Annotated in this window: 17 protein-coding genes; 7 read left to right on the top strand and 10 right to left on the bottom strand. The window is 68.9% G+C overall.

The genetic code is table 11. The annotated features are described in order from the left end of the window. Positions 1-83: 83 nt before the first annotated feature. The 3 genes from DOL89_RS13615 to DOL89_RS13605 all read left to right on the top strand — a co-directional run bounded on the left by DOL89_RS13615 (position 84) and on the right by DOL89_RS13605 (position 3,263). Positions 84-1,289, top strand: coding sequence for a class I SAM-dependent rRNA methyltransferase (locus DOL89_RS13615; protein ID WP_119679640.1), 1,206 nt, complete (start codon positions 84-86; stop codon positions 1,287-1,289). Positions 1,290-1,515: 226 nt separating this feature from the next. Beyond that, on the top strand, positions 1,516-2,559 hold the full coding sequence (locus tag DOL89_RS13610; RefSeq protein WP_119679639.1) for a class I SAM-dependent methyltransferase: 1,044 nt from the start codon (positions 1,516-1,518) through the stop codon (positions 2,557-2,559). Further along, positions 2,556-3,263, top strand: a complete 708-nt coding sequence (locus DOL89_RS13605; protein WP_119679638.1) for a pseudouridine synthase — start codon at positions 2,556-2,558, stop codon at positions 3,261-3,263. Before DOL89_RS13610 ends, DOL89_RS13605 begins: the two co-directional genes overlap by 4 nt. A 98-nt stretch (positions 3,264-3,361) precedes the next feature. Here the strand turns inward: DOL89_RS13605 and DOL89_RS13600 are convergent, their stop codons facing one another. Together DOL89_RS13600 and DOL89_RS13595 are read right to left on the bottom strand one after the other, a co-directional pair. Beyond that, positions 3,362-4,231 (bottom strand): MaoC/PaaZ C-terminal domain-containing protein, encoded by an 870-nt coding sequence (locus DOL89_RS13600; protein WP_119679637.1) that lies wholly within the window; start codon positions 4,229-4,231, stop codon positions 3,362-3,364. 79 nt (positions 4,232-4,310) lie between these two features. Next, on the bottom strand, positions 4,311-4,817 hold the full coding sequence (locus DOL89_RS13595) for a hypothetical protein (RefSeq protein WP_119679636.1): 507 nt from the start codon (positions 4,815-4,817) through the stop codon (positions 4,311-4,313). Between the two features lie 191 nt (positions 4,818-5,008). Here DOL89_RS13595 and murI point away from each other — a divergent pair, with 191 nt between their 5' ends. Then, positions 5,009-5,875 (top strand): glutamate racemase, encoded by an 867-nt coding sequence (murI, locus tag DOL89_RS13590; protein WP_119679635.1) that lies wholly within the window; start codon positions 5,009-5,011, stop codon positions 5,873-5,875. Positions 5,876-5,983: 108 nt separating this feature from the next. Further along, positions 5,984-6,724 (top strand): sulfite exporter TauE/SafE family protein, encoded by a 741-nt coding sequence (locus tag DOL89_RS13585; RefSeq protein WP_119679634.1) that lies wholly within the window; start codon positions 5,984-5,986, stop codon positions 6,722-6,724. Positions 6,725-6,737: 13 nt separating this feature from the next. Here the strand turns inward: DOL89_RS13585 and DOL89_RS13580 are convergent, their stop codons facing one another. From DOL89_RS13580 to DOL89_RS13570, 3 genes are all read right to left on the bottom strand, one after another. Further along, a complete protein-coding gene (locus DOL89_RS13580; protein ID WP_119679633.1) occupies positions 6,738-7,115 on the bottom strand; it encodes a response regulator in 378 nt (125 codons plus the stop codon). Continuing rightward, entirely contained in the window at positions 7,115-8,977 is a 1,863-nt protein-coding gene (locus DOL89_RS13575; RefSeq protein WP_119679632.1) for a sensor histidine kinase, read from the bottom strand. Before DOL89_RS13575 ends, DOL89_RS13580 begins: the two co-directional genes overlap by 1 nt. A 268-nt stretch (positions 8,978-9,245) precedes the next feature. Further along, entirely contained in the window at positions 9,246-11,495 is a 2,250-nt protein-coding gene (locus DOL89_RS13570; RefSeq protein ID WP_119679631.1) for a S9 family peptidase, read from the bottom strand. Positions 11,496-11,647: 152 nt separating this feature from the next. On the opposite strand from DOL89_RS13570, the gene DOL89_RS13565 reads away from it, so the two are divergent. Both DOL89_RS13565 and DOL89_RS13560 read left to right on the top strand, forming a co-directional pair. Next, the gene (locus DOL89_RS13565) at positions 11,648-12,313 is read left to right on the top strand and encodes an HAD family hydrolase (RefSeq protein WP_119679630.1); all 666 of its coding nucleotides are present in this window, start codon (positions 11,648-11,650) and stop codon (positions 12,311-12,313) included. A gap of 119 nt (positions 12,314-12,432) precedes the next feature. Further along, positions 12,433-13,401 (top strand): hypothetical protein, encoded by a 969-nt coding sequence (locus DOL89_RS13560; protein WP_119679629.1) that lies wholly within the window; start codon positions 12,433-12,435, stop codon positions 13,399-13,401. A gap of 54 nt (positions 13,402-13,455) precedes the next feature. Here DOL89_RS13560 and DOL89_RS13555 read toward each other — a convergent pair whose 3' ends face one another. The 5 genes from DOL89_RS13555 to DOL89_RS13535 all read right to left on the bottom strand — a co-directional run bounded on the left by DOL89_RS13555 (position 13,456) and on the right by DOL89_RS13535 (position 17,395). After that, positions 13,456-13,674 carry a hypothetical protein gene (locus tag DOL89_RS13555; protein ID WP_119679628.1) on the bottom strand — a complete coding sequence of 73 codons (219 nt, stop codon included), beginning with the start codon at positions 13,672-13,674 and terminating at the stop codon, positions 13,456-13,458. Positions 13,675-14,007: 333 nt separating this feature from the next. Beyond that, positions 14,008-15,723, bottom strand: coding sequence for an acyl-CoA dehydrogenase family protein (locus DOL89_RS13550; RefSeq protein ID WP_119679627.1), 1,716 nt, complete (start codon positions 15,721-15,723; stop codon positions 14,008-14,010). Between the two features lie 62 nt (positions 15,724-15,785). Continuing rightward, a complete protein-coding gene (locus tag DOL89_RS13545; protein WP_162937514.1) occupies positions 15,786-16,151 on the bottom strand; it encodes a hypothetical protein in 366 nt (121 codons plus the stop codon). A 170-nt stretch (positions 16,152-16,321) separates the two neighbouring features. Then, on the bottom strand, positions 16,322-17,098 hold the full coding sequence (locus tag DOL89_RS13540) for a hypothetical protein (protein ID WP_119679625.1): 777 nt from the start codon (positions 17,096-17,098) through the stop codon (positions 16,322-16,324). A gap of 111 nt (positions 17,099-17,209) precedes the next feature. After that, on the bottom strand, positions 17,210-17,395 hold the full coding sequence (locus DOL89_RS13535; protein WP_119679624.1) for a hypothetical protein: 186 nt from the start codon (positions 17,393-17,395) through the stop codon (positions 17,210-17,212). Between the last annotated feature and the right edge of the window lie 37 nt (positions 17,396-17,432).

Below are 17,432 nucleotides of genomic sequence, written 5' to 3'. Positions count from 1 at the left end.
GGGCGGACCTTCGCGGCGCGCACGGGCGCCCCGCCTTTGCCGCCTATTTTCGTGGCCGGTCCGCTTCGCTATCTTCCGCGGCCATGAGCGACACCACGACCTCCCCGAAGCTGCCCGCCGTGCGCATCCAGCCCGGCCGGCACAAGCGCGCCCAGTTCGGGCATCCCTGGATCTATTCCAACGAGATCGAGATGGACAAGGCGGCCAAGGCGCTGCCGCCCGGATCGATCGTGCGGGTCACCGATGCCGGCGGCCAGCCGCTGGGCACGGCTACCTTCAACCCGCACACGCTGATCGCCTGCCGCATGCTGTCCCGCGACCCGGCGCTGGTGGTGGACCGGGCCTTCTTCGAGGCGCGGTTCCGCCGGGCGCTGGATGTGCGCGAGGCCCTGTTCGACCGGCCCTTCTACCGGCTGGTCCATGCCGAAAGCGACGGGCTGCCGGCCCTGATCGTGGACCGCTACGGCGACACGCTGGTGGTGCAGGCCAACACCACCGCCATGGATTCCCGCATCGACATGATCGTGGCCGCCCTGGACAAGGTCCTGAGCCCCGCCGCCATCGTGCTGCGCAACGACAGCGGTGCGCGCGCCTATGAAGGGCTGGCGGAGGAGGTGCGGGTCGCCAAGGGCAGCGTCGAGGGGCTGACGAGGATCGAGGAGAACGGGGCCGCCTTCTTCGCTGACCTGTCCTCCGGCCAGAAGACCGGCTGGTTCTTCGACCAGCGCGACAACCGCTCCTTCATCGCCAATCTGGCGAAGGGCCGGCGCACCATCGATTTCTACACCTATGCCGGCGGCTTCGGCGTGCTGGCGGCCCAGCGCGGGGCCAGCCATGTCACGCTGGTGGACCGCTCCGCCGCGTCGCTGGAGATCGCCATGCAGGCCGCGGAGGCCAATGGCGTCGCGGCCAAGGTGGAGGCCCGCAAGGCCGACGCCTTCAACCTGCTGGACGAGCTGGTGGCCGCGGGCGAGCGGTACGAGGTGGTGATCGCCGATCCGCCTGCCTTCGTGAAGTCGCGCAAGGATCTGGCCGTGGGCAGCCGCGCCTACCGCCGCATGACCAAGGCCGCCGCCAGGCTGGTCGCCCCCGGCGGCTATCTGCTGGTGGCGAGCTGCTCCCACAATATGGAACCGCCCCTGTTCCACCAGGAGGTGGCGCGCGGCCTGGGCGAGGCCGGCCGCACCGGCCGCATCCTGCGCTTCGCCGGCGCCGGCCCCGACCACCCGGTCCACCCGCTGCTGCCGGAAACGCAGTATCTGAAGGCCATGGTCTTCGCGGTGGATTGAGGGCCGCACCCGCCGGATGCCGGCCCGCGGAACGGAGGGCCGACGTGTTCCGGGCGGGACGCGTATCGTCGGCCCTCGGCTTCGCCTCGCACCGACCTACGGAATGGGGCCGACGTAGGTCGGATCGAGCGCATGCGAGGTCCGACGTGTTCCGGGCCGGACGCGTATTGTCGGCCCCCCGCCTCCGCCTCGCACCGGCCTGCGGAAAGCGGCAAGGAGAGTGAGCATGACCACCGATCCCGCACTCGATACCCTTCTGCTGCCGCTTCGCGGCGGCGCGCTCGCCTGGCCTGCGGAGGGGCGGGTGCTGTTCCTGCGGGCGCGGGCCGGCGCTGGGCTGGGGGATGCGCCGCGGGAGCGGCTGGTCTGCCAGCAGAGCTTCAAGCCCTTCGCCGATACCCTGACCAAGACCGGCCTCGCGGTGGCGGCCGACGTGCCGGCGGGGGAGCGGTTCGCGCTGGTGCTGGTGCTCACCCCCCGGCAGCGGGAGGAGGCGCGGGCGCTGCTGGCCCGGGCGCTGGGCCATGCGGCAGCGGGCGGAACGGTGCTGGCGGCCAGCACCAATACCGAGGGGGCGAAGAGCCATGAGGCGGACCTCGCCCGGCTCGCCCCCCTGGCCGGCGGCCTGTCCAAGAACAAGGCGCGGGCCCATTGGGTGAAGGCCGGAACCGGCGTGGACGAGGCGTTGCGGGCCGAGTGGGAGGCGCTGGATGCCCCGCGCCCGGTGGCGGACGCCCGCTTCCTCAGCCGCCCCGGCCTGTTCGCCTGGGACCGGATCGATCCCGGCAGCGCGCTGCTGGCCCGGCACCTGCCCGCCAACCTCTCCGGCCGTGCCGCCGATCTGGGCGCCGGCTTCGGCTATCTCTCCGCCGAGCTGCTGGCCCGCTGCCCCGGCGTCACGCATCTGGACCTCTACGAGGCGGAGGCGCGGGCGCTGGAACTGGCGCGTCGGAATCTTCCAAGCTCTGCCAATTTCGGCTTCCACTGGCACGATGTCACGGCCGGGCTGCCGCACCGCTATGACGTGATCGTCAGCAACCCGCCCTTCCATGTGGGCCGCGCCGACGATGTGGCCCTGGGACAGGGTTTCATCACGGCGGCGGCGGGCGCGTTGAGGCCGGGCGGGCAGTTCTGGCTGGTGGCCAACCGACACCTGCCCTATGAGGCGGAGTTGGCGGAGAAGTTCGCCTCCGCCCGCACGGTGGCGGAGGAGGGCGGCTACAAGATCATCCAGGCCGTGGCGGGACCCGCCAGGGGGGCGCGGCGATGAGGGTGGCGCGGCTGGTGGCGAATCTCGGCTATGGCAGCCAGCGGGAGGTCAAGGCCATGCTCCGCGACGGCCGGATCACCGGCACGGACGGCGCGCCGCTCGGCCCCGACGACCGGGTGGAGCATGCGGATGTGCGGGTCGACGGCGAACCGCTGGACCCGCCGCAGGGGCTGGTGCTGATGCTGAACAAGCCGGCGGGCTACACGGCCTCCACCACCGATCCGGGGCGGGTGGTCTATGAGCTGCTGCCCGGCCGCTTCATGCGCCGCAGCCCCATCGTGGCCCCGGTCGGGCGGCTGGACCGGGACACGACCGGCCTGCTGCTGATGACCGATGACGGCCAGCTCCTGCACCGCATCACCAGCCCGAAGACGCACCTGCCGAAGGTCTACGAGGTCACGCTGGACCGCCCGCTGGACGGGCACGAGGCGGAGATCTTCGCCAGCGGCACGCTGATGCTGAAGTCGGAGAAAACGCCGCTGCTGCCCGCCGTGCTGGAACCGACGGGGGAGCGGAACTGCCGCCTGACCATCACGGAGGGCCGCTACCACCAGGTCCGCCGCATGTTCGCCGCGGTGGGCAACCATGTCGCGGCCCTGCACCGCAGCGCCATCGGCGGGGTCGCGCTGGGCGATCTGCCGGAGGGGAAGTGGCGGTACCTGTCCGCGGCGGAGGTGGCGGGAATCTTCGCCGGAAACCCGTAGGTCGGATCAAGCAAAGCGCCGATCCGACACACCGCCAGCGTTCTGCACCGCCGTGTCGGATCATCGCCCCATGGGCTCGATCCGACCTACGGCAGGCCTTACCCCCGCACCTCCGCCAGCCCGTTGTTCAGCACCACGATGTTCCGCTCCACCGCGCGGACGCGCCAGGCGTGGCGGCCGGCCTCGCCCTGCCAGACCTCGGTGCGCAGGGTCTCGCCGGGGATGACGGGGGCCGTGAAGCGGCCGTCCAGGCGGGCGAGGCGGGCGGGGTCGTTGCCGCAGAGCAGCTTCAGCACGGCCCGGCCGGCCACGCCATAGGTGCAGAGACCGTGCAGGATCGGCCGGCTGAACCCCGCCATCTTCGCGAAATCCGGATCGGCGTGCAGCGGGTTCAAATCGCCCGACAGGCGGTAGATCAACGCCTGCTCCGGCCGGGTCGGCAAATCCAGCGTCAGGTCGGGGTCGCGGTCCTCGGGAACCGGGTGGGGCCTGGGCTGCCCCTCGCTCTTGCCGCCAAAGCCGCCGTCGCCGCGCACGAACACGATCTGGCGGGATGTCGCCAGATGGGTGCCGCGGCCGATATCCTCGATCTCCCGCCGGAACAGCAGAACGGCGCCCCGGCCCGGCCCCTTGTCGAAGATGTCCTCCACCGTCAGGGTGGCGCGGACGCGGCCCTCCACGGGCATGGGGGCGTGCAGGACCAGGGACTGTTCCCCGTGCAGCACCATGCGCGGATCGATGCCGTATTCGGGATTGTTGATCCAGGCGTCCGACCAGCCCAGCACCACCGCCATGGTCGGCAGGGCCAGCAGCCCGCGCTCCAGCACGAAGCGCAGATCGGCCGGGTCCAGCGGGTCCGGAATGCCGGCCCCGACGCCGAGCGCATAGAGGATGGTGTCCCGCCGGCTGAATTCCTGCTCCGCCACCAGCGGCGGGGCGGAGATCAGCTTGGCGTGGTCGATGGGCATGACGGCGTCTCCCGATATTGTTTTCCTATCGGTACGCCGGAGCCGGCGGCAGGGTCCAGGGCTTTTGCCGGGTCATCCCTTACTTCCCGCCCTTCGCCTTGTACTCGCGCAGTTCAATATTAAAGCGGTCGGCCAGCACCTGCATCACCGCGACCATGCGGTTGTGCGCCTCGGTCAGGGCCAGATAGCCGCCAACCGTGATGCTTTGCGAACTGGCCTTGTAGGCGGCGTCCAGGCACTGGATGAAGTTCTGCCCCTGGTCCACGAAGCCGCGGAAGGCGGCATGGGCCTTCTGCATCTCCTCCGCCGTGGCCTTTGCCCCGTCGGGCAGTTCGCCGGGCAGGGAGGGCGGGGTGCAGCCGGCGCGCGGCTGTGGGGCCGCACCGCCCTGGGCGATCTCCCCCAGCGTGGGAAGCGGGCGGCTCGGGCGCAGGCCGGGGGCGGCAGCGGCGGGGGCCGTCTGGATCGGGCGGCCCTGGTTCGCGATCTCTCCGATCGTGGCCTGGGCGGCAGCCGGCCCGGCGGTGAAGCTGGCGGCCAGGGCGGCGGTGCTTGCAACGGCGATGGCGCAAAGAATACGCGGCATGGTCCTCGACACTTTTTCAAGACCGGGCGGCCCGGTGCCCGGCGGCTGGAGTTACGCACAATGCGCCCCGCCTTGACAAGCGGAGGGAGCGCCCGGCCGGCCGGGCAGGCGTCCCTGGCGGTCCCACGCTTTGCCCTTTCCTCGCCCGAATGGCGTGGTAGACCGGGGCAGCACGATGGAGATGGCATCCGATGATCGGCGTGTTCGATAGCGGCCATGGCGGCCTGACGGTTCTGCGGGCCCTGCACGCAGGGCTGCCGGACAAGGATTTCACCTATCTAGGCGACCATGCCGCCGCCCCCTATGGCAACCGCACGCCGGAGGAGGTCTACCAGCTCACCCTGGCGGGGGTGGAGCGGCTGTTCGCGCTGGGCTGCCCGCTGGTGGTCCTGGCCTGCAACACGGCCAGCGCCATCGCGCTCCGCCGCCTGCAGCAGAGCTGGCTGCCCCACGCCCATCCGGACAAGCGGGTGCTGGGCGTGCTGGTGCCGATGGTGGAGGCCATCACCGGCCAGCCCTGGATGGCGGACGTTCCCGCCGGCAGCATGGCGGGGGAGCCGCGCACCATCGGCATCTTCGCCACCCGCGGCACGGTGGAGAGCGAGGCCTACCCGCGTGAGATCGGCAAGCGCGCGCCGGAGGTGCGGGTGGTGCAGCAGGCCTGCCCGGACCTGGTCCGCCTGATCGAGCAGGATGCGCCGGCCGGTGAAATCCGCGCCGCCGTGCAGACCTATGCCGACGCGCTGATGGCCAAGATGGATGGCGTGCCGCCGCAAGCGGTGATGCTGGGCTGCACCCATTATCCGCTGGTGTCCGACGCCTTCGTGGACGCGCTGCCGGCGGGGGTGGAGGTGCTGTGCCAGCCCACGCTGACCACCAGGAGCCTGGGCCATTATCTGGAACGCCACCCCGAGTTCGACCTGCCGGGCACTGGCCGGGTCACATTCCACACCACCGGGGATGCGGAAAGGGTCACGCGTCTGGCAACGCGCTTCTTCGGCCGTCCGGCGCAGTTCCGCACCCTGACCACAGCCGGCGAAAAGGTCGCAGCAAGCTGAGCAGTGGGGTAGGTCCGCTTTCGATTTGGGCTCTGGCGCCGTTGATGGATTTCCTACATCATCCGCCGTGGTGTGCAATATAGCATACCACATCAAGGGTGGCGTTAAATGTGGGAAGACCTGCTTCTGTTCGTCGCCGTGGGGTTCGCAGCGCAGTTGATCGACGGCGCCCTGGGCATGGCCTACGGCGTCAGCGCCACGACCGTTCTGCTGGGCTTCGGCGTTCCGCCCGTGACCGCAAGCGCCAGCATCCACGCGGCGGAGGTCTTCACCACCGGCGCTTCCGGCTTTTCCCACTGGCGGTTCGGGAATGTGGATTTCCGCCTGCTGCGCCGTCTCGCCCTGCCGGGCATGATCGGCGGCGGCATCGGGGCGTTCCTGCTGACCAATATACCGGGGGAAGTCGTGCGGCCGGTGGTCAGCGCCTATCTGCTGGTCATGGGCCTGTACATCCTGTGGCGGGCGCTGGGCCGCAAGCCGAACCGGACGGACGAGCCGAAGCATGTCGGCCTGCTCGGCCTGTTCGGCGGGCTGCTGGATGCCCTGGGCGGCGGCGGCTGGGGACCCATCGTCACCACCAACCTGCTGGGGCAGGGCACCGCGCCCCGCTATGCTATCGGATCGGTGAATCTGGCGGAATTCTTCGTGACCAGCACGATCACCGCCACCTTCCTGTTCACCATCGGGCTGGAGCTTTGGCCGATCATCGCCGGGCTGGTGGTTGGCGGCGTCATTGCGGCTCCCTTCGCCGCCTATGTCACCTCGCGGGTGCCGGACAAACCGCTGATGATCCTGGTCGGCATGCTGATCAGCATCCTGAGCCTGCGCGGCGTGCTCCAGGCCTTCTGAGGGGGGGCCTCCGTCAGGCCTGTGCGATCAGGCGGCGGATGGTGGCGACGATCTCGCGCGGGCTGATGGGTTTGGGGATCACCTCGATGGGGCCGGACCCTTCCCCGCGCAGCTCATCCACCCCGGTGCGGGAGATGAAGCCGGTCATGATGATGATCGGCAGGTCCGCCAGGGTCTGGCGGACTTCTCGGATCAGTTGGCGGCCGTCCATGCGGGGCATGCGGATGTCCGTGACCAGGATGTCCGGCGGGTCCACAGCCTGGGCCGCCAGCGCCTTTTCCCCGTCATAGGCGCAGGTGACACGGAAACCGGCGCGGATCAGGATGCTTTCCAGCGCCATCGCGGCCAGCACCTCGTCCTCGGCGATCAGAACGTGCGGCTTCGGCTGCATCAGCTTGCCCTGGTCAATGGAACGATCTCGCCGCTGGCGCGCGGCAGGGTGATCTGGAAGCCGGCGCCGGGGCCGTCCTCCTCCAAGGGGCGGAGCTTGCCGCCCATGGCGTCGATGATGGACAGGCTGATGGCAAGGCCGAGGCCGAGCCCGCTGCCCACCTCCTTGGTGGTGAAGAACGGCTCGAATAGGCGGGCGCGCAGCTCCGCCGGGATGCCCAGCCCGTCGTCGTTCACCTGGATATGAACGGAATCCTCTTCCGCCGAGACGACGACGCGGACCCGGCCCGGCCTCCCGTCGCGGGATTTGCGGGCGATGATGGAGTCGCGCGCATTGGCGAAGAGGTTCAGCAGAACCTGCTCCAGCCTTCCGGGCGTGCCCCGGACTCTCATCGGACCGTCCGCGCGGCTCAGTTCGAACATGATATCTTCAGCGGCGTAATGCCGATCCAGCAGGGCCACCGCCCGTTGCGCGGCCTCGCTGGCATCGAACAGCTCCTGCCCCCCTTGATCGCGGCGGCCCAGGACCCGCATGTGATCGATCACGTCCCGCATGCGGCGGGTCTGGTCGGAAATGGTGTGCAGCACCTCCACGACCCGGTCGCGCTCGAACTCCCCCTCCTCGATGGCCAGCAGCGCCTCCTCCGCCCACAGGCGGATGATGTTCAGCGGCTGGCCCAGCTCATGGGCGATGCCGGTGGACAGCGTACCCACGGTGGCAAGCCGGGCGGCCTCGTGCAGTTGGGACTGCAGGGCCTGCTGCTCCGAGACATCGCGCAGGTTCAGCAAATGCCCGCGGACATCCGGGTCCTCCGTCAGGTCCACGCAGGTGGCCTCGACCCGCACCTGATGGTCGGGCGCCACCTGCAGGTCCAGCATCGCGCGGGCGATCCGGTCGGGGGAGGCGGTGGCCGCCGCGATCAGGTCCTTGAAGCCGGAATCCACGGTGGGAAACGCCTCCCCCGCGGGCTGGCCGCGCATGGCGACAGGGTTCAGGCCCAGGCGGGAGGCGGAGGCGCTGACCAGGTCCAGCCTGCCATCCGGCCGCACCACGGCGATCACGTCGGTGGAGGCCTGGATCAAGGCCCGGAAGCGCCGCTCGTTCGCGGCGCGGAGTTCCGCCATGCGGGCGGCGGAGCGGGCCAGCCGGCGGTCATAGCGGGCGATGGCCATGGCTCCGACCAGCCCCAGCAGCATCACCGAGGCCACCCCGACCGCCATGGCGTCGTCCGGCATTCCGGCGATACCCGCCGAGCCATGACCGTCAACAAGAGTGAAGTGCGCGGCCGCCATTCCGGTATAGTGCATGGCCACCACCGCCAGCCCCAGCCCGACCGCCCCGGTCAGCCGCGCCCGGTCGCCCTCCGACCGGAAGGCAAGCCAGAGCGCGGCCGTCGACGCCACGACGGCGATGATGACGGACAGGGCGACAATCGCGGGTTCGAACCTCAGGGCGCCGGGTATGCGCATCGCCAGCATGCCGACATAGTGCATGGCGCAGATGCCGGCCCCCATCAGAAGGCCCGCCGCTGCCAGCGGCGCCGGCCTGGTTCCGTGGCGCGCCACGATCAGGATGCCCAGACCGGACACGACGATGGGCAGGGCCAGCGATATGAACGTCAGCCCCGGATCGTAGGTGACCGGCACCGGCATGCGGAAGGCCAGCATCCCGACGAAATGCATGGACCAGATGCCGGCTCCCATGGCCAGTGCCGCCGCGGTCAGCCAGCGCACCGCCGACTGCCGCCCGCCGCGGTCGCTCTCACGCGCGCGATGGGCCAGATCCAGGGCGACGAAGGCACCGGCGATGGCGATGACGATGGACAGCATCACCAGGGCCGGGTCGTAATGTCCGTGTGTCATATCCCTGTAGGCGGTGTGCAGAGCCGGAGATTATTCAATTGCGCTGATGTAAATATGATTAAGCTACCGAACTATCACGCCTTCTTTTGGGCTAGCGTCGATTTGCGCCCTTCCGGCCCGACAATTCCGCGGCACGGGCAGCTGCCCGCAGATGGTATTTAGAGGGTAGATAGCGATCCTGGGTCAACTGCCGGATGCGGACCGGCCGGGAAAACGGCCGGCCCTTTCTTCAGGGCCGGCCGCTCTATCCCATCCTACAGGCGCGGGATCATTCCACGCCGTGCGCCTTGACCAGGAACGCATAGGCCATGGCGATCTCCTTCAGCCGGTCGAACCGGCCGCTGGCCCCGCCATGCCCGGCGCCCATGTTGGTGTAGGACAGCAGCACATTGTCGTCCGTCTTCAGTTCCCGCAGCCGGGCGGCCCACTTGGCCGGCTCCCAATAGGTCACGCGCGGGTCGGTCAGGCCGGCGGTGATCAGGATATGCGGGTAGTTGCGGGCGGCGACATTGTCGTAGGGGCTGTAGCCCTTCATCCGGAAATAGGCGTCCGGCTGGTTGGGGTTGCCCCACTCGTCATACTCGCCGGCGGTCAGCGGCAACGTCTCGTCCAGCATGGTGCTGACCACGTCCACGAAGGGCACGTAGGCCACGGCGGCCTTGTACAGCCCGTCGGGGGCCATGTTCATCACCGCCCCCATCAGCAGCCCGCCGGCCGAGCCGCCGGACATCGACACGTTGCCGGCCTTGGCGTAGCCCTGCTGCACCAGATACTGGGTGGCGTCGATGAAATCGGTGAAGCTGTTGACCTTGTGCTCCAGCTTGCCGTCCTCGTACCAGCCGCGGCCCATATCGTCGCCGCCGCGCACATGCAGGATGGCGAAGGCGAAGCCGCGGTCCAGCAGGCTCATCCGCGCCGTGCTGAAGGTCGGGTCGGACGGGATGCCGTAGCTGCCATAGCCGTAGACATGCAGCGGGGCGGTGCCGTTGGCGGGGCGGTCCTTGCGGTAGACGATGCTGATCGGGATCATCGTCCTGCCGTCGCGGGCCGGGGCCATCAGCCGCTCGGAGGTGTAGAGGCTGGCGTCGTAGCCGCTGGGGATCTCCTGCACCTTGCGGGCGGCCAGCTCGCGCTTGGTCAGGTCGTAGTCGTAGACGGTGGCCGGGGTGACCAGGCTGGTGTAGTTCACCCGCAGCACGTTGCTGTCATACTCGGCATTGTTGGACGGGCTGACGTCGTAGGCGGCGTCGGGGAAGGCGATGAAATGCTCCGTCCCGTCCTTGGCGATGACGCGGACGCGCTGGTTGCCCTTGTCCCGCTCGAACAGGAACAGCCAGTCCTTGAAGGCCATCACGGACATCAGATAGACGTCGTCGCTGCCGGCGATGACCTCCTCCCAGTTCGCCTGGGCGGGATTGTCGGCCGGGGCCTTCACCAGCCGGAAGTTCCGGTGGGTGTCGTTGACCAGAATCCAGAGCGTGCCGTCCTGCTCCGCCACATCGTACTGGCGGAAGGTCTGGCGCGGGGCCAGCACGATGGGCTCCGCCGCCGGGTCGTCGGCCGGGATCAGCCGCACCTCGTTGGTGGCGTTGTTGTCGGTGACGATGACGATGAAGCGGCCGGACAGGGTCTTGCCCACCCCGGCGGTCCAGGGACCCTCGGTCTCCTCGTAGACCAGCGTGTCGGCCGCCTGCTCCGCCCCCAGCGTGTGGCGGAAGATCTTCTTCGGCCGCTGGTACTCGTCACGGATGGCGTAGAACAGGGTGCGGTTGTCGTTGGCCCAGGCCAGCCCGTAGCTGGCGCCGTCGATCACGTCCGGCAGATATTCGCCCGTGGTCAGGTCCTTGACCTTCACGGCCAGCATCTCCGACCCGTCGTCATCCTCGGTATAGGCCAGGTACTTTCCGTCCGGGCTCACCTCCATCGAGGTGACGCGCATGTACTCCTTGCCCTCGGCGAGCTGGTTCACGTCCAGGATGGTCGTGAACTCGCCGCCGCCGGCGGCCGGGCGGCGCACATAGATCGGGTGCTGCTTGCCGGTCTCGAACCGGACCTGGTACTCCCACCCGCCCTCGACATAGGGCACGCCGGTGTCGTCCTGCTTGATGCGGCCGAGCATCTCGTCGAACAGGGACTTGCGCAGCGGGCTTTCCTCTCCGCCCAGCACCTTCTCCAGATAGGCGTTCTCCGCCTTCAGATGGTTCAGGGTGTCTTCGTCGTTGACGGTGGGATATTCGGGATCGCGCATCCAGAAATAGGGATCGACGCGCACGTCACCGTGCTTTTCCAGCTCGACGGGGACCTTCTTGGCGACGGGACCGGGCCCGAAGCTGCTCTGCTGGAACGCCACGCTCTTGACCTCGCTGCTGTTCTCTTGGGGGGCGGCGGCTGCCGGGGCGGGCGCGTCGGCGGGCGCCTTCGCCATTCCGGTGCCAGCGGAATAAAGCGTAAGACCGGCCGCGGCGGCCCCGATCAGGCCAACCGCCGCGATCAGGCCGGCGGAATTCTTGTTCGACATTGCGTGAGGCTCCCTGAACCTGGTTTTGCGCCAGCATATGGGGTGCCCCGGATGGTCGGCTAGTCCTTTGCAAAGGCGGCACCGCGACAGCTTGACATTCCGGCCCGGCCCGCCAGTTTGGCGCGGTCACCCCCGCAGCCAGGACACGTCCCTTGCCCTTTCCCCGCCCCGTGCGCGCCGTCGTCTTCGACATGGACGGCCTGCTGATCGACACGGAAAAGCCGGTGCGCGCCGCCACACTGGCCGCCGCCATCGCCGTGGGCCGGCCCATGGACGAGGCTTTCTACGCCACCGTGATCGGCACCCCCTGGCCGGAGACCTGGGCGCGGCTGAAGGTCTTCTTCGGGGGGGAGGAGCAGTTGACGCGGTTCCGCGCCGCGTTTGAGGCGGAAATCTCCGGCCTTGCCCGCGACCTCCGCCTGATGGCCGGGGTGGTGGAGCTGCTGGACCATCTGGACAGGGCCGGCCTGCCCATGGCGGTCTGCACCAGCACGGGGCGGGACAAGGCGCTGCTGCATCTGGAGAAGGTAGGAATCCTGTCCCGCTTCCGCCATGTGGTGACGCGCGACGACGTCACCCGCGGCAAGCCGCACCCGGAACCCTATCTCACCGCCGCGGCACGGCTGGGGGTGGACCCGGCGGACTGCCTGGCGCTGGAGGACAGCCACAACGGCATCCGCGCCGCCCATGGGGCCGGCATGATGGCCGTGATGGTGCCGGACCTGCTGCCCGCGACGGACGAGATCAAGGCGCTGTGCCACCATGTCGCCGACGATCTGCACGCCGTCCGCGCCCTGCTGGCCCGGGCGGGCCATTGAGGCGGGGGAGTGATGCCCCACGATGTCCGCCGCGCGGGGCGCGTCCGACCTACATGCCTCCGCGTAGGTCGGTCACGCGGAGCGTGGCCGACAATTCCTGCCATGGTCGGAAAGCCTGGATGCGCGTCTTCGCGATAGCCGCCGCGATCTGGCTGGCGCTTGCCGGCCCGGCCATGGCCGAACCCCTCCCGGAACTCCGGGGCAGGGTGGTGGCGCTGGCCGAGTCGCATCTGCTGGTCGCGACTCCGGCCGGGTCGCGGACGATGCTGAACCTCTACAGCCTCTCCGACCCGCTGCGGCCGGAGAGGCTGTGGTCCGTCCCGGTGTTCGAGCCCGTGGAGGGCGGCTATGTGGATGCGGAGACCGGGGCCGTCGCCATCACGGTCGGGCAGTCGGCCGAACTGGGTGAGGGGGTCAGCATGAGCTGGTGCGATCTCGAAACCCGTGACATCGCCACCGGGCAGGTGCTCGGGCGGGCCGGTCCGCTGGGGCTGGGCTGTTCCGCCGGTCCCCTGAAGCCGGGGCTGGCCGCGGCCTATGAAAGCCGGATGCCCGGTCCCGGCCTGACGCTGGTGGACATCGGCGACTCCGACAGCCTTGGCATTCTGCCGGAAGCCGTCCCGCCGCTGCTGCGCAATCCGTCGGACCCGCAGGGCCTGCTGCCCGAGGACCGGCGGAGGGGATCGGTCCAGCGTCTGTGGATGGAGGCAGGGACGCCCTATCTGCTGTCGCGGATCGCCGGGGCGGAGGAGATCGAGGTCATCCTCTCCCTCGCCGATCCGGAGAGACCTCTGGCCCTGCTCTCAAGCCGGGATGAAGATGAGAGGCCGGGCATGCTGGAGCCCGTCGGCGGCGGCTATGTGGCGCGCTGGTCGGGCGGTCGCGTCAGCGGCCATTACCGGCTTCACCCTGACCGGGCCGAATCGCTGGACCGGCCGCCGCCGGGCTATCTGGCGGAGCCCATACTGCCTGTGCCGGAAGGCTTTCGGATTTATGGCCGGGTGGCGCAGGGCCGGGTCGGCGTGCTGGTAGGGCCGGACGACCGGATTATCGTCCAGCCCCTGACCCCGGAGCTACAGGCCCAATAGCGAAAGGGCCCCGCTGGGGGGCCCTTGGCTTCACATCTGTGATCCGTTCGGGGATCAGGCGGCCAGCGGAAGCTGCTCGGCGCTGGCGAGGAGGCTCAGATAGGTCTCACGCTGCTCGGCGATGGTGTCCAGCATCTCGGCCAGGCTCTCACGGGCATAGTCGGTGGCGGCACCGTTCATGCGGGCGACGATGGTGGCGGCGAACTGGTCCAGCAGGTCCAGGTGCAGCTTGGCGGTGGCGGCGACTTCGGCGGCGACGGTCAGGGTGCTCATTTCTCTAGTCTCCGGTCTGTCTGTTTCAGGTTCGGTATGTTCGTCCGATGAGCTGATTACAGCGCCAAGACCCTTAACGAGGACTTAATTTTGTCCCATGACTGGCCGCTTCTTAAAGGTTACACCGCGGGCGCGGAGGTGTGACTGAATTTGACCTAAGAATTACCTAGATCGTCAGCATTTCTACTACATACGTGGTAATCCTGCGGACGTGGATCGGCGGAGAACCAGGGATTCCGGCCGCAACGGGGGCGTTTCGAACAGTGGAAGCGCCGGGGCGCTATGATCTCCGCCCGCCATCCCGGTAATTCGTTAATGATTGCCGCCTGTTCGTTAATCAACCGGCTCATAGGCCAGCACGGCGTCAAAGGCGGCGCTGGCGGGATCGGCATCGGGGCCGATGGGGTCGGACTTGGCCAGCACCTTGTGCACGAAGCGCCGGGCCACCAGCCATTTGCGGCGGTCGCCCAGGGCCAGTTCATCCACCGCCTCCTCCAGCAGCAGGGCGGCCGCCATGGTGTCGGACATCAGCTCCAGCAGCCGGCGGCCATGGCGCGGCCCCTCCTCGGGATTGCCGCGAAGATAGGACAGGGCGGCCCGGCATTCCTCCATGGCGCCCTCGAGAATCTCCGCCGCGTCGGCAATGCCGGGCAGCTTGGCTTCATTGGGCAGGTCGGACAGCACCGCCCCCACCCGCGCCAGGAAGATCTGGTTCCCCGGACGGCGGCCGGCGACGAGGCGCAGCAGCTCCAGCGCCTGGATGTTGGCCGGCCCCTCCCACACCGCGGTGACCAGGCAGTCGCGGTACAGCCGGGCGGTCGGCCATTCCTCCGTATAGCCGTTGCCGCCCACCATCTCCACGGATCGGCGGCAGGCGGTCACGCACTGTTCCGCCGTGCGGTACTTGGCCAGCGCCGTGACCAGCCGCAGCCAGTCCGCCCCCTCCGGATTCTGGAGCTGGGCGTCGAAGGCTAGGACGGATTCGAAGGCCAGGGCCGTCGCCGCCTCCATCTCCATCTGCATGTCCAGCAACTGGTCCTGCACCATGGGATAGTGGCGCAGCGTGCGGCCGAAGGCGGTGCGGTGGAAGGCCCAGCCCGCCGATTCCAGGAAGGCCCGGCGCAGCATGCCGGCGCTGCCCACGGCATTGTGGATGCGGCTGTACTCCAACGCCGCCATCATCACCCGCAACCCCACGGGCGGCGGGGCCATCTCCACCGCGAACGCGCCCAGCAGATCAAGCTCCGCCGTGGCAAGGCCGCGGGTGCCCGCCTTCTCCTTCAGGCGGCGGGCGCGGTAGTGGTTGGGGCTGCCATCGTCCAGATGGCTGGGCACGAGGTAGCAGCCGAGCCCCCGCCCGCCGGCCACGTCCCGCCCGTCGAAATCCGCCGGCCGGGCGGTGGCCAGCGCCAGGCCGGAACCGGCATTGCTGGTGAACCACTTCACCCCGTCCAGCCGCCAGCCATCATTGCGCTGCTCCGCCCGCGTGGTGGTGGCCCCGACATCGGAACCGCCATGCAGCTCCGTCGCCCAGGTGCCGCCGGATTTGGTGTGCCCATCCATGCGGGTCATTTCCGGCAGGTAGCGGTCCCGCACATCCGCCGGGGCCAGCGTGTCCAGCACATGCGCCACCGCCCCCGTCATGGTGACCGGGCAATGGATGGAGATGTCGGCATGGGACAGCAGGTAGCCCATGGCGAAGCAGACGGCATGGCTCACCCGCTCCGCCCCCTCGGCATAGGGCAGGCCCACGGCCCCGCGGCGGTAGGCCTCCTGGTGGCAGTCCAGATAGTCGGAATTGAACACCACCCGGCCGGTGCGCTGGCCGTCGCCGTCATAGGGGTCCAGCTTCGGCGGGGCGAAGCGGTCGGTATATTCCGCCTGCTCGTCCAAGCGCGTGCCGGCCCAGGCGCCGAAATCGGATAGCCGCTCCCCATGCCGCTCCATCACATGGGGGGCGCGGCGCTCCAGCAGCCGGTGCAGGTTGACATCCGTGTCGAACAGGTTGGTTCCCCGCACCGTGCGGGGATAGGGGGCGCTGCCGCTCATTCCTGGTTTCCTCCCGGTTTGGCGGAAGGATAGCAGGGCAGGAGTCGGCTGGCGAAGCGGCTCTATCCCACCACCAGAAGCACGATCATGGACAGTACCGCCACCGTCAGCAGGATGATGGCGGCGCTGCCGCCCAGGCGGTAGCGGCCGGCGTTGGTCAGGCCGGACTCGTGCCGCAGATACAGCAGGATCAGCACCGTGTTCCACAGGCAGTAGCCGGTCGCACCAAACCAGAACAGACCGAACAGGAAGCCGCCGAATCCGGTCAGTTGCGCGCCCGTCATCATCATCAGCGCCAAACCCGCGATGATCAGCGCGAAAACGGTGGAAAGGGCCAGGGTCGCCCGAACGGCCCAGCGGGGCAGGCTGACGCGACTCCGGTCGACTTCGTCCGGGTCGAGCCCCGTCGGCGTTTGGTTATCGCTCATCATTGTGTCTCATGCGGTGTTCCCGGAATGGTGTCCTTGGAAACAACCGCCGGCCGGGCTGCGGGATCACGCGGAAACCGCCGCCCGCCCGCGCGCCCTTGTACGCCCTCTCACGGATGGCGGACCATCCGTGAGCTTCGGACGCCGGCACCGTCATCCGGCGGCTCGGCTCAGGCCGGGCCCGGCTTCGGCACCGCCTTGTAGGTCAGGTAGGTGGCGTGGCTGATGCCCAGCAGGTAGAGGAAGGTCTGGTCCAGGGCGGGCAGGCTGCCGATCCTGCTGCCGCTAGTGAAGGCATCCGCCATGGACAGCGCATAGACGGCCAGCAGCAGCAGGGTGAAGAAGAACTGCTGTACCTTGCTGATGTCCACGGAACCGGCGGTGCCGGCATCCTCGCCCTTGAACAGATCGGCCCAGGCGGCCTCGTCGATGCTGCATTTGGCGTGCAGGGTCGCGATTGCCGGCGTGGCGGGGGCGGGCGTCGGCGCGGCGGCGACTGCAGCCGGATCGGCTTGACCATCGGCGACCGTGGTTGCGGCAAGCGGGGCCGGGTTCCGGGTCGTGGCCAGCACCAGCGGGCTCGCCACGGCCGAGGTGCCGGCGATTCCCATCGCGATCAGCAGCTCGTTCGGAATGGTGAAGTTCAGCGGGTTGGCCGCATCGATGGACAGGTTGTAGGCGGCGGCGACCGTCACGCCGGACAGGACCACCACGGTCCACCCGACCATCTGCAGGCGTGACAGGCTGATGCGGTTGCGGCTGTCGATCAGGATGCCGGACGCCTTTCCGGTCAGGGTCTTCCCGATCTCCCCCAGCAGCAGGAACAGCAGCGCCAGCGTCATCAGCAGCGCCAGCGCATTGTTCTTGACCACACCGATCAGCAACCAGTTCGAGAGGCAGATGCCGACGATCAGCCCATAGAACGCAACCGAAAGCTTCCCCTTCATTTCTGCCCCCAATCCCCAAGCGGGCCGAAATGGCCCGGATAGAGGATAAGTTGGCATAAAAGCCATATGCCCACAATCGGGGTAACCTGTTCGGGCGGGCCGGCCGGGCGCTCAGCCGGCGAAGGCAAGCAGGATGAAGGGCAGCAGCACGATCCCGACCAGTCCGCCGATGAAGATCCAGCGGCGGGCCGGGGTATTCAGGACGATGCGGCCGCCGCGCGCCTGCTCCGCCGAATAGACCGGGGAAGCGCCTTGCGGATTGCCGGCCTGCGTGTTCCGGGGCTGTTGGTCCGTCATGATCCTGTCCCTGTTTCAAGCCTTCCGCCCGTAACAG

The organism is Indioceanicola profundi (assembly GCF_003568845.1).
Taxonomy (GTDB): Bacteria; Pseudomonadota; Alphaproteobacteria; order Azospirillales; family Azospirillaceae; genus Indioceanicola; species Indioceanicola profundi.
This window is presented reverse-complemented; position numbering and strand designations above follow the sequence as displayed.